The 12,506-nt window shown below is 46.3% G+C and carries 12 protein-coding genes; 10 read left to right on the top strand and 2 right to left on the bottom strand.

All coding sequences use genetic code 11. The annotated features are described in order from the left end of the window. Nucleotides 1-24 precede the first annotated feature (24 nt). The gene (locus KNO87_RS08730) at nucleotides 25-438 is read left to right on the top strand and encodes a YhfM domain-containing protein (RefSeq protein ID WP_214795102.1); all 414 of its coding nucleotides are present in this window, start codon (nucleotides 25-27) and stop codon (nucleotides 436-438) included. Nucleotides 439-462: 24 nt separating this feature from the next. Here the strand turns inward: KNO87_RS08730 and KNO87_RS08725 are convergent, their stop codons facing one another. Next, nucleotides 463-1,308 carry an alpha/beta fold hydrolase gene (locus KNO87_RS08725; protein ID WP_214795100.1) on the bottom strand — a complete coding sequence of 282 codons (846 nt, stop codon included), beginning with the start codon at nucleotides 1,306-1,308 and terminating at the stop codon, nucleotides 463-465. A 116-nt stretch (nucleotides 1,309-1,424) separates the two neighbouring features. Between KNO87_RS08725 and KNO87_RS08720 the strand changes: the two genes are divergently transcribed. The 6 genes from KNO87_RS08720 to KNO87_RS08695 all read left to right on the top strand — a co-directional run bounded on the left by KNO87_RS08720 (nucleotide 1,425) and on the right by KNO87_RS08695 (nucleotide 8,867). After that, nucleotides 1,425-2,432, top strand: coding sequence for a helix-turn-helix transcriptional regulator (locus KNO87_RS08720; protein WP_214795098.1), 1,008 nt, complete (start codon nucleotides 1,425-1,427; stop codon nucleotides 2,430-2,432). A gap of 200 nt (nucleotides 2,433-2,632) precedes the next feature. Continuing rightward, the gene (locus KNO87_RS08715) at nucleotides 2,633-3,493 is read left to right on the top strand and encodes a metal-dependent hydrolase (protein WP_214795096.1); all 861 of its coding nucleotides are present in this window, start codon (nucleotides 2,633-2,635) and stop codon (nucleotides 3,491-3,493) included. A 9-nt stretch (nucleotides 3,494-3,502) separates the two neighbouring features. Then, nucleotides 3,503-4,267, top strand: coding sequence for a DUF817 domain-containing protein (locus KNO87_RS08710; RefSeq protein ID WP_214795094.1), 765 nt, complete (start codon nucleotides 3,503-3,505; stop codon nucleotides 4,265-4,267). A 236-nt stretch (nucleotides 4,268-4,503) separates the two neighbouring features. Continuing rightward, nucleotides 4,504-4,767: a hypothetical protein gene (locus tag KNO87_RS08705; RefSeq protein WP_214788220.1), complete on the top strand. Its 264-nt coding sequence runs from the start codon at nucleotides 4,504-4,506 to the stop codon at nucleotides 4,765-4,767. A 163-nt stretch (nucleotides 4,768-4,930) separates the two neighbouring features. Next, a complete protein-coding gene (locus tag KNO87_RS08700; RefSeq protein ID WP_251126599.1) occupies nucleotides 4,931-5,629 on the top strand; it encodes an ABC transporter ATP-binding protein in 699 nt (232 codons plus the stop codon). Beyond that, the gene (locus KNO87_RS08695; RefSeq protein ID WP_214795090.1) at nucleotides 5,622-8,867 is read left to right on the top strand and encodes an ABC transporter permease; all 3,246 of its coding nucleotides are present in this window, start codon (nucleotides 5,622-5,624) and stop codon (nucleotides 8,865-8,867) included. The genes KNO87_RS08700 and KNO87_RS08695 overlap by 8 nt, the downstream gene beginning before the upstream one ends. A gap of 120 nt (nucleotides 8,868-8,987) precedes the next feature. Here the strand turns inward: KNO87_RS08695 and KNO87_RS08690 are convergent, their stop codons facing one another. Beyond that, nucleotides 8,988-9,314 carry a hypothetical protein gene (locus KNO87_RS08690; protein WP_214795088.1) on the bottom strand — a complete coding sequence of 109 codons (327 nt, stop codon included), beginning with the start codon at nucleotides 9,312-9,314 and terminating at the stop codon, nucleotides 8,988-8,990. Between the two features lie 208 nt (nucleotides 9,315-9,522). Between KNO87_RS08690 and KNO87_RS08685 the strand changes: the two genes are divergently transcribed. The 3 genes from KNO87_RS08685 to KNO87_RS08675 all read left to right on the top strand — a co-directional run bounded on the left by KNO87_RS08685 (nucleotide 9,523) and on the right by KNO87_RS08675 (nucleotide 12,438). Next, nucleotides 9,523-10,383 (top strand): ABC transporter permease subunit, encoded by an 861-nt coding sequence (locus KNO87_RS08685; protein ID WP_214795086.1) that lies wholly within the window; start codon nucleotides 9,523-9,525, stop codon nucleotides 10,381-10,383. Further along, nucleotides 10,383-11,423, top strand: a complete 1,041-nt coding sequence (locus KNO87_RS08680; RefSeq protein WP_214795084.1) for an ABC transporter permease — start codon at nucleotides 10,383-10,385, stop codon at nucleotides 11,421-11,423. Before KNO87_RS08685 ends, KNO87_RS08680 begins: the two co-directional genes overlap by 1 nt. Nucleotides 11,424-11,526: 103 nt before the next feature. Then, complete coding sequence (locus KNO87_RS08675) at nucleotides 11,527-12,438, top strand: NAD(P)-dependent alcohol dehydrogenase (RefSeq protein WP_214795082.1); 912 nt, start codon at nucleotides 11,527-11,529, stop codon at nucleotides 12,436-12,438. Nucleotides 12,439-12,506: the final 68 nt, after the last annotated feature.

Below are 12,506 nucleotides of genomic sequence, written 5' to 3'. Positions count from 1 at the left end.
ATATAAGACGAGAGGGGTGAAGTAATGGATAAGTGGGTTCGTTGGGCAGCAGAAATTCGTAAAGTGACGATGCCTTATAAAATCGATACAGAAGAGCTCGAAAGAGAAGAAATGGAACGCGTGATGGTAGCAGAGTCAAAAACACGGGAACGATTCAACTCTGAACCAGTATTGGACTTTTATGATTTAGCGCAAGTCAGAGTGTTCGCGGAAATGTTGCGAAGTTCGGAAGAAATCGAAGGCATTGAGATTGAAGTGGCTCCTGATTTCGATCTTACATTGCATTATAAAGGTGGAGAACAGGAACGCTATCAGCTTTGGCTCGGTCAATCGAACCGCCCAAGTGTCATCACGAAATTTGAACGAGGGGACATTGTCTGGAGGATACCGGAACATAGTACGAATCGATTAATCGAAGTCCTCGGGTTAGATACGTAAAAAAGCACCTCTTTTTGAGATGCTTTACGAGTTGAAACGGATAAATCGTTCGATTTGTCGCTCTGATTTTCTCGCTTGCCGTCCGACCCAAATCAAATGACCAGGGCTGTTCAGAATCGTAAGTTGAGCATGTGGAATCAAGCGCTTCGCGTAATGTGCATGCCGAACAGGAACGGCTTTGTCGTTTTTCGAGTGAATGATATAGGTTGGGCATGACACACCGAGTAAGACCTCACTCGAGACGCGTTGTTTCAAATCGAACTGTGCGCCAAGTCCAAAAGCCATCTGATTCGCGACGCGTTTCAGGAGGAAGATGTCATAAGGTGACACCTCTTCTCGAATCGTCTCGAGTGCCAATACGCTCGTCGATTGAATCATACGGGCCGTCGCTTCGAATGGATGTTTTTGAATCGCCCGAGCGATAAACTGTTTCATGATGTACTGCAGTGCGATAAAGGCGGGTTGGACGACATTTCGGCTGACCGTGTCCCGATATGGAAAATCGACGACACTCGTCACGGCGGCCGCGAGTGTCAAACTGAGGACACGCTGATTTTGGGAAGCAAGTTCAATCGCGGTCGGTCCTCCGGCAGAGATGCCATAAACATGATATCGATCAATTTCAAGCATTTGCATCAAATGAGCGAGTCGGGATGCAAAGAGTTGAGGAGATGCTGAAAAAGAGTACGGTGTTTCTCCATATCCGGGTCTAGATGGGACTATGACCCGAAAACCGGACAAAACGAGCTGGTCCACATGGTATGGTTCTAAACTCGATGACTGGGTCCCATGAATCAGTACGATCACAGGACCGTGACCACGGTCTATATATTCAATTTTTGAGCCGTCGACGTGTGCGTAATATTTCACTTCAGATGGCGCCTCCTTAAACAGTTTGTAATGGAAAATACCTTTATTTCGTGGAAATAAAATGATAATGTCTGTTTATACATATTATAGATATAGAAATGAAAGGGGATAGAACCGTGAATAACCGAGAGCGGTTACTTGAAGTTCGACGTTTCTTCGAACGTTACACGGACGAAGCAAATCCTAAAACACTAGAAGATTTGCTCGAATACTTGTCAACGATTGGAGATACTTCTAAGTTAGCAAAAAAATCGGTGAAAGACGATATCCAGGCACTGAATAATTCGGGGTTTGAAGTGCAGGATGAATTGGAGAAGAATGGTCTCGCCAAAAAATATTGGCACTCTGCTCGTTTATTCGAGATTCATGAACTTCGGATGATGGTCGATGCGATTGTCGCAGCCAAATTCATCTCAGAAGACGTAACCGAAGAAATCGTTGAAAAGCTTCAAATGTTGACGAGCAATCCTGAGGCGAAAACGCTACAATCGATCATTAAGACACCGAAGAAAAAACACGGACAGATTCCGTATCACATCGACCGCATTCAGCGCGCGATCCATGAACGAAAAGCCATCTCATTCCAATATACGGATGTCATCGGATTCGACGTGACAAAGCGGACGTTCCCGCTCCGCCGTGACGGAGAACGATACGTCATCAATCCGATCGACTTGCATTGGAATCACGAACAATATTACTTGATTGGCATCGATGAATCGATCGGAGAGGTTCGGAACTATCGGGTCGACCGAATCGTCAACTCCGAGATTGTGGAAGACGGCACAATTCGTCCGAAACATCATCTTCCAGATGATTATTACCAAAAATCATTCAATATGTACAACGGCTTAGATGAGCAAATCGTTTTATCGGTCGACGAACGCGTTCTCCCGGTCATCTTCGATAAGTTGGGGGAAGACGTCTCCGTGTCCGAGCATGGCGAACGATTCCTCATCCGTTTTGATGCGGCCGTATCGGACGGATTCATTTACTGGTTGCTCTCTTTAGGGGCACAAGTAGAAGTGGTCGAACCGCTCACGCTTCGCGATCATATGAAGGCGACGATCGAGAAGATGGCAACTACTTATGAGAATACAAGCATTCATTCATCCATCGAGTAATCAGATGTGCTATACTGCTTGCGACACTTAATGAAGGGGGACAGGCGGATGTTGAATTGGATGCCATTGATCATTCCGATTGTCGCTGTCATTTTCGTAACGATCGTCGCAAGACGCGCCATGAAAATGGATAAAGAGAACTAAGATGAAGAGACATCGTCCATTATTGGGAGATGTCTCTTTCGCTATGGAGGTAGAAAGTGGATACGATTACACATACGTTATTCGGTTTGACGCTATATGGTGCAGCCGATAAACGCGATTTACAACAACATGAAAAAAGGGCCTTGTTCGTCACGACGCTCGTCGGGAGCCAAATCCCGGACAGTGATGTGATTTCAAGACTATGGGACACGGAAGGGATGTATCAGATGTGGCATCGGGGCATCACACACTCAATCTTTCTCGTCCCGCTCTTTGCACTACTCATCTACATACTCGTTCGTCTCCTCTTTGGAGTGACGGACATCCGCTATTTTTGGTGGGCTTTATTGTCTGTGTTCATCCACAATACATCCGACTTGTTCAATGCGTGGGGGACAGGGTATTTTGAACCGATTTCGGACGTGAGAGTTACATTCGGTGTAATCCCGATTGTCGATTTTGTCTATTGGGGAATCTTCTTAGTCGCCTGGTTCGTCGCCCGCAAACAAGAAGTGCGGTATACGACGTATCGGTATGCATGGGCTGCCCTCGTTCTTTATGTCGCGATTCAAAGTGCGCAAGGCGCCTATTTATATCAGTCTTATTCAAAGGAATATGACGAAGTGACGCTCTCGGCTTCATTTGTCCCGACTCAGTTCACGGTGATCACGAAGACTGACGAAAACGTATCGCTCTTTCAAGATTCGATATATCAAGAAGCGAACTTGCGATACGAATTGACGAGTGCCGAAAAGACGAGTCTTGAACCATTGTTTGAAGCGAATCAAGAGGCACTCACTTTGACGAAATGGTCGCCGTTCGTCGTCATCGTGGCGAATGAAGAACGGCTCGGTGTATTTGACCCACGTTTTTATGATGGGGAATCTTCCTTCTTGTACGAATATATAGAAAGGTAGGACGAATCGATGGGACGTATCCGCTATCTCTTTATTTTCGCCTATGAACAAGCACTCAGTTGTATATTCCCGGTCGCCATCTTCGGAGCGCTCGCCGTCACAAAAATTGTGGAGTTGCCGATTCCCCGTTATGACGTCTTACTCATCTGGTGTTTGTTCGTCCAGGTGATCCTCGTGAAAACAGGACTCGAAACAATCGAAGAAGTGAAAGTCATCAGCTGGTTCCATGTCATCGGTCTTGGTCTTGAACTATTCAAAGTGCAGATGGGGTCTTGGAGCTATCCGGATGAGGCGTTCACAAAAGTGTGGGGCGTCCCACTCTATGCCGGATTTATGTATGCGAGCGTCGGAAGTTATGTCGTTCAGGCGTGGCGTCGTCTCGATTTACAGTTCACTCAAATGCCTAACCCGATCATCGCCTTTGGACTTGGCATTGCGATTTACTTCAACTTTTTTTGGCACCATGTGTGGTTAGACCTTCGGTGGCTATTGATCGCACTTATCTTTTTGGCGTTTGGCCGCTCGATTGTCTCGTACAGGCTGGATGACCGGCGATTCAAGATGCCGGTCGTGCTTTCGTTCTTCTTGATCGCCTGCTTCATCTGGCTCGCTGAGAATATTGTGACCTTTTACAACGGCTGGGCGTATCCGGACCAGTTGAACGGTTGGGCCATTGTGGATTTAGGAAAACTGTCCTCATGGTTCCTGCTCGTCATCATCAGCATCCTGCTTGTCGCTTGGCAAAAGCGAAAGCTGGAGTATGAAACGACTTAACTCGACGTATGTCGAGTTTTTTTGAGGGATCACGAATCCTTTTTTTGAAGAAAGTCGTATTACAGAATGAGGTGATTGGGTTGTTGGAAATTATATTTTATTGGTTGATTGGATTATTGTGTCTAGGATCTCTTGTCATCTATTGGAGAGAGTGGAGAAAGACTCGGAATCGAGCAAAACTAGGACAAGCTTTTCTCGCGATTTTTTGCTCTGTTCTTGTACTTGGGATGGCAGGCATGGAGACGTACGACCGTATGACGACGAATTACATCGTCGAGACGGGAGAATGTTATGTCGTCGATGACCGATCATCGAAGGGTTCATCGAACGTGACGCTATGGTTCGGTGAGCGGTCATACGGCTTCAAGGAGATTCCGGACGTTGCATATGGTCCAGGACATGTGTTTACATGTCGCGCGACGATGACGAAGCAGTTTCAAAGCGGGATCGATTATGAGTTGAGATCTATGGACGGCGAACTATTGTTTTCGACTGAATAGGAATAGGATACAAGTGACTTGTACTGAATGAATTCAGTACAAGTTTTTTGTTTGCGGTTTCAAGGAAAATAAACCTAATTTACAAAAAAAGGTATCTAAATTCCAAATATTATGTATATTAGAAATATATATATGTTCTGCATATGAAATGAGGAGGGAAGTAATGGGTACATTCGTGTGTAATCAAATGACTCGAACGTTTTCCGGTGAAGGGGTCGAAACAAATGCGTTATCAGATGTTACTTTGACGTTTAAAAGTGGAGATTTCATATCCATCATCGGTCCTTCAGGTTCGGGTAAGTCGACGTTGTTGAGTTTACTTGGAACGTTAGACGCTCCATCGAGCGGTGAACTGTATTACAATGATCAACTCTTGAATAAACTGAAAGCTAAAGAGTTAGCTGACTTCCGATTCGAAAAAGTCGGATTCATTTTCCAACAGTTTCATCTCATCCCGACTCTGACCGCAGTTGAGAATGTGATGGCACCGCTATTCGGTCGTAAAGTCGACTATGATCCGAAAGAACGCGCACTCGCTCTGTTGAATCGGGTTGGGTTGAGCGACAAGGTAGATGCTCTCCCGTCACAGTTATCAGGTGGACAGCAACAGCGCGTCGCAGTCGCACGCGCGCTCATCCATGAGCCGGAATGGCTACTCGCGGACGAACCGACCGGAAACCTTGATTCCGAGACGGGTGAAGTCATTTTTGAACTGTTACGAGAGTTGAACCGGGAGAAGGGATGCGGCGTCATCTGTGTGACCCACGACCCGGGTATTGCCGAGCGAGCCGAGGTGCAGGTTCGGATGAAGGACGGTGAAATCATCGAGGTGATTGATACGAGGGTGACAATCCATGCTTAAGTTCATCTGGAATTCATGGTGGCGTAACAAGGAACGGTTCATCCTGCTCCTCGTCGGTGTCTTGATCGTCAGTACGGGGCTGTCGTATCTCGTAGGTTTGACGGAGTTGAACAAGGGGACGGTTGTCTCTGAGCTCGAGAAACGGTGGAAGTCTTCTTACCATATCGTCGTTCGGCCACCGGGCACGCGGAGCGTGACCGAGGAGTTGAACCTCCTCGAGCCAAACTATATGAGCGGACTACAGGGTGGGATCACGCTCGAGCAGTATGAGCAGATCAAGCAAATCAGCGACATCGAAGTCGCGGCACCGATTGCGATGATCGGGTCATATGACTATTTCAAAGATGTCGGAGAATTTAAACTAGATCAACCAGTTGTCTATCGTGTCAAATTCACGGAGCAAACAGATTCGGGTGCGAAAGTCGAGTCTGACGTCTATTCGACCTATTTTCTAGGACAGTGGCAACCGATGGATGCTGATCCTAATTATGGTCTGAGCCCCGCCATGCCAGGTGGGAAATTTACAGCCGGCTTCGGTTCGAACTTTATGATAGCAGGCATTGATCCAGAAGCTGAGGCGGCGCTTGTCGGGTTAGATGGGGCAATGATTGAGAAGAAAGGCATTAGTCGATACTTCGAGCAGACAGGTCAGACAACAGTGGAGAATGGAATCATTCAAATGCCTGTCATCATGAGTACGAAAACGTTTGTTGATTCAACGATGGCATTTGACTTAGAGGAAGTTAAGTTACCATTTGAATCGACGAACACGAGAGAAATTGCTTCGAAAATTCGAGATGCGGGTGGACAAAAGTACCTTGATACGTTAGATGGAAAGCTCCTTGATCAAATCGAAAGCATTTCCTCCAAACAAGTACACAAAGAGCTAGTCGATACATTTCTAAAAGATGGCACCCTTGATTTTGAGAATGATGATCAAGCCTTTAATTTCCTCGCTTTTAAACCTTCGTCACTCAATTATCAAACTGTCAAAAGTCCATTCGATGAGCGATGGCCATTTGCCTATCAAGTACAACCTTACGAAGTACCCGAGGATAGTATCTATCCTTACAAACAGATGTATCGTCCTTTATCTTTGTATGGCGAAACGAGTGATAATTGGCCGAGAGTCAAACTAAATTACATCGGACTCTTTGATCCAGAAAAGCTAGATATGGCTCGTGACCCGCTCACTGATTTGCCGATGGAAACGTATTTTCCAGCAAAGGCTGATTGGGTGATCGATGCGAATGACGAACCGGTCAACCCGGTGAAGCAGATGCTGCCGGTCAATAACGACCGTGGTTTCTTGACGCGCCCACCTCTCGTCCTGACGACACTCGAGGCGGCCGCCGCCATTATTGGTGAGAAACCTATTTCAGCAATCCGTGTCAATGTGAGCGGGGTCGATGAGCTGAACGAGGAGAGCGAGGCAAAACTCCAAGCAATCGCGAAGGAGATTGAGGAGAAAACGGGACTCATCACTGACGTCACGCTCGGATCGTCCCCGCAAATGGCGCTCACGTATCTGCCAGGCCTCAAAGAAGGAGAAGCGCTCGGCTGGGTTCAACAACCGTGGGTCCGCCTGGGATCCTCGTTCACCATCTTCGAGGAGACGAAGATGGGCATGGGTGGCGTCATTGCTAGTGTCATCCTCGTCGCAATTTTGTACGTGTTCACGTCGAACGTGATTATGCTGTATGCCCGGAAGAAAGAGTTCGCGGTCCTTCTTTCACTCGGCTGGGGACCAAGACAACTCTCACGCCTCCTCTTGATGGAGGCATGCTTACTTGGCAGTGTGGTTGCACTCATCGCATGGTTGATTTTGGGTTCATTTTTGCTCGCAGGTGATACAGGAACAACAGGATTACGTGTGATCCTGATTGGATTCGCAGGTTTAGCCATCTATCTTTTAGGTTCGCTTGTGCCAATGCTGATGATTCGGTGGATTAAACCATATGAGGCTCTACGTTCTGGTGCGACGACACGCGGATTACGGCTCGTTCGGTCCGAAGGCGTGATTGGGATGGCGTTCAACCAGCTCGTCACACAGTGGAAACGAACAATCTTGACGCTCCTCGCGATTGCCGTGCCGACGAGTCTGTTCATGTTCTTCTTATTCGTCTCCGTCCGACTGCAAGGTGTCATGTTCACCTCACTCCTTGGGGAATACGTTGCACTGGAAGTGGGAACGATGCACTATGTCGCCATGGGTGTCTCGCTCCTGATTGCCGTCCTGACAACGACAGAGGTCATGTGGCAGAACATCAACGAGCGCAGAAGCGAGATTGCGATCCTGAAGGCGACCGGCTGGCGCTTTTCGAACATACGTGGACTCGTGCTACTCGAGGGAGGTCTGCTTGGCTTAATAGCAGGGATGCTCGGACTGATAGTTGCAGGAATCCTTGTCTGGAACGTATATGGATCACTCCCGCTCACCGAAGTACTTTTCCTCACGGCGACTTTACTCGTCCCAATTTTGACAGGGCTCGGCGGAGCACTCCTTCCCGCACAGATGGCTGTCAACGTGATGCCTTATCAGGCAATGCGTGGGACACAGGTGAACACGAAGAAGACTGAGAGACGCTTCAAGTGGGTCTTGGGGACCGTCGGAGGTGGTCTCGGAGCAGCCGTAATATTACTCTTTTTCTTTGCATTACCAGAAGGCGGAGAGTTGGAAACGACTGATACGAGCAGACCAGCCGTTCAGGGAACGACGGGTGAGAAATTAGCGGACCTTAAAGAGGATCAAAAGAAAGAGCAACCTGCTAAAGACGAAACTGATTTGGAAGATGCTATTCAAGAGCGAGGGGAAGCCGCATATCAAGTTTTTGAAGTGGATGGCTTAAGACAAGAAAAAGAGGAAATCCAGGTCTTCAAACCGGTTGATTCACCAAAGGAAATTAACATTTCGAATTCTAAATCACGCTTACTCACGATTCCAATAGAACTTACATTGAAAGTAAAAGATGTTCCGGGTCAGGAAGACTTCATCTTTAGATTTATGCCGCAACATTATCCTTTACTAGACGGCAATGGTGACAAATATGAGGTGGAAAAGGTAACGATACTTAAAAAAGATGGATGGGATGGTAAAAATCAATTAACTGCACCGGCGGATATAAGAGCTTTATTGACTTATGAGATCCCAAAAAATGTTGAACAGGTTGCTTTGCTCGTGAATGGGCAATTATTTATTGGTGAGCATGTGTATGTTATAAATTTAGATGTAGAGTAATAGAAGTTGTGATTTGATTATAAGCATATATGATGCCTAAAAAACTAATGTCAAAAAAACTAATGTCAAAAAAACATGTTCGAAGCCAGAAATATAGCTTCGAACATGTTTTATATGTAATTACTTATTTTTAATTGAATCTGATTCCTTTTTTGATTGCATCAGTCTTTTTCGCTTCCCCTCTAAAAATATCGGAAGTATATTCAAAAAGATTGCGGTAATCGTTAAGAACCAAAGCGCGCGTGACATGCCGGGTACGACATCTGTTATGGCACCCCAGTCCTTAGCTTCTACCCAAATGTTGAGCAAGCTATATTCGGCGCATAGCGTGAGAGCGGTCAAGGACAGCGCAATCGCCATCGGTAGTTTGTAATCCTTCTCCATCATAAAGACAGTCAAGTTCAAAAGCGTGGCTCCAATCGCAGCCAGTCCCAAAACAATCCACATCTTTTCAACCTCCTAAATATTTCTATATACATATCATAGCATACATCATTCTCCATATTAATTTCTGAAAATTGTTTCTATTCACATAATAGTTATGCTAGAATCAATGGAAAGTGTCTTTGGATATAATTCCCTTTACAAAATGAAGGAATAACGTACATCCTTCCACACTTATGATTGAGATATGTCATCCAAAGGAGACGGAACTATGGCCTATATTGCACGAAAATCTGCACATCTTGTCATCGCATTCTTTGTCTTGATTGCGATCAGTGCGCTACCGACGCTCGTCGTTCAAACAGATTTTAGTCTGACGAGTTACTGGAACGGCATCCAACAACAGCTGAACCAACTCCAAAAGCTTGATGAGATTACATACTACAACGTCACCGCTCAAACAGATTTACCTTTATTACCTGCACTTGGACCGCTCGTCAAAGAGTCGGTCATCATTTTTACGACGGCGCTTGCCGTGTCGACTATACTTGGTCTCATGTATGCCTACTTCTATTATCGGAGCGGTAAACGGGTTCGTACTGTCCTGCTCCAAACGAGCCAGACGCTTGAGATGGTTCCTGATTTATTTTGGTTAATCTTTTCACAATTTCTCGCCATTTCTATACATAGAGTAACGGGATTTGACCGAATCGAAGTTGCTGGTGGGTTCGCAGAATACATACGATTTCTACCGATTGTTACATTGACACTGACGACGTTGTTCTTCTTTATCAAATGGCTGACCATCCATATTCATGAACAAGAGGCCATCCCTTACCTTGAACTTGCTCAAGCGAAAGGGATTCGACCGAGAGGGCTGTTTTGGAACCATTTGTTGCCGAACATCATCTATCGGTTCTACCTCTTTTTCCGTTCAAACATCATTACCATCTTATCGACGCTTCTCATTGTCGAATATTTATTTAACGTCCAAGGGCTGTTTCGATTCGCCGTCTACAATCCACAGATGGAGATCTTACTCGTCATTTTATTTGTCATCTATATCCCGATTTTTCTGTTGGACCTATTCATTGAGTGGATTATTCCGAATGCTTGGAAAGGAGGGATTTGATGCGACGCGTATTAATGCGGGACCCGATTTTTATCTTCTGCTTTGCAATCGTAGCGGGTCTACTGTTGATGAGTTTTGGAAATACCGTATTTCGTGATGGGAACGTTGATCAAACTCTTATGCTCTACTCGGATGAGGGTAGACTCATCGGTAAACCACCACTTGAACCGTCAAAATATCAATGGCTCGGGACGGACAATGCGGGATATGATTTATTTCAGATGTTCGTCGAAGGTTTTAAGTGGACGGTCGGGATTTGTGCGATTGTCGCGCTTGGACGCATGACGATCGGTTTATTGGTTGGGATACCGCTTGCTTTCAGGGGAGCACGATTGAATCACTTCTTTAAAACGTTGCTCGATGGATTCTTGATTCTACCAATCTCTTTACTCGCATTGATGATGCTCGCGTCGACGATGATCTTTTGGGATTCGACACAAGTACCTCCACTGTGGGATCGAGTGAAGATTGAGCTGATCGTATTGGTCGTTCTCGGACTTCCTGCCGTCACGCTATATCTCATCACGGAGATTCGACAATTGCTACAACAAGAGTTCATGGTTGTTGCCGAGACGCTCGGTGGGAGTGTCTGGCATCGTGTGAGACTACATCTCTTGCCCCACTTGATTCCGACGCTTGTCATCGTCTTCATGCAACAGTTTGTACAGACGCTCATGTTGCTCATTCATCTTTCATTGTTTGGAATCTTCTTTGGGGGGACTGTTCTCTTACAAGAAGGTGTCATGCCAACGATTTATGAATGGTCTTCGATGTTCGGATACTATTTCAGACAATTCACAGCGATGACATGGATGACCAATCATCTATTCATGATCCCGGCAATCGCGCTCGCAGCGCTGATCTTTATTTTTAATGTATTGACGAGTCGACTCGAACGGGCATTCCGTCTAAGGCGTCAAGAGCCGACGGTGACCGAAATGAACGTCGCACAATCAGAAGCAGCTGCCGCATCGCTTGACAATCCGTTTTCCCTCGTCGATGTGAAAGTCTCTTTAAAGAATGGATCGGATGATCTCTAAGAAGGTCATCCGGTTTTTTATGTACCGAATCGACTGAACTGTCATGATTGCGGGAACGTGTATAACAAAATGAAGTGACAAGTCAGAAAAGGAGTGAATCGACGTGAAAGCTGCGATTTGTACCGCATATGGAGGTCCGGAAGTGCTCGTCATCCAAGAAGTGGACCGACCGAAGCCGAAAAGTAATGAGTTACTGATTCAAGTACATGCATCGGCCGTTCATTCAGGAGATCGACGTCTTCGCGCACTGGACGTTCCTGCACTCGGAAAACTACCGATGCGAATGGTGATGGGGTTCAAGGCGCCAAGACAACCGATCCTTGGTGTCGTGTTGGCGGGTGTTGTGGTAGAGGTCGGCAGCGGTGTAAAAAGTTTTCAAGTAGGGGAGAACGTCTATGCGCTCACGGGGATGAGGTTTGGCGGATATGCAGAATTCGCTTGTGTGAACGAATCGAAATGTGTGATGAAGATGCCCGAGCATGCCAGCTTTATTGAGGCGGCGGCACTGCCGTTCGGAGGAACGACCTCGTTACATTTTTTACGGAAGGCACACATCGAACGGGCGAAGAATGTTTTGATTTATGGTGGCGCAGGTGCAGTTGGCTCCACTGCCGTACAGATTGCGAAACATTTCGGCGTACATGTCACGGCAGTTTGCCATGAGCGGAACGTGGAGCTCGTGAAGCGACTCGGGGCAGATGTGGTCATCGATTATTCGAAAGAAGGATACGACCGCGAATTGGGTACGTATGATGTGGTGTTTGATGCGTCTGGAAAAATCGAAAAGCGATTGGCTCGAAAACATGTTGCGGAGAACGGGTCATTCCGTTCTGTTGCGGGACAGGGGCCAGCGAGTGAACGAAAAGAGGATTTGATGTTTTTGAATGAACTGTTCGAATCAGGAGCATTGCAACCCGTCATTGATTCGGTTTACCCACTGGATGAGATTGTCGAGGCGCATCGATATGTGGACCGAGGGAGAAAAATTGGGAATGTGATTGTGAGCATCCAGTGAAAAGAAGGGAAAGCTCGACACAAATTTACCTTTACGACGTAATTGAGATATAAGAAATAAACAAACAG

Origin of the sequence: Exiguobacterium sp. s34 (assembly GCF_018617435.1) — a bacterium.
GTDB lineage: Bacteria > Bacillota > Bacilli > Exiguobacteriales > Exiguobacteriaceae > Exiguobacterium > Exiguobacterium aestuarii.
The sequence above is the reverse complement of the archived record's forward strand: the minus strand, read 5'-3'. Positions and strand labels throughout refer to the sequence as shown.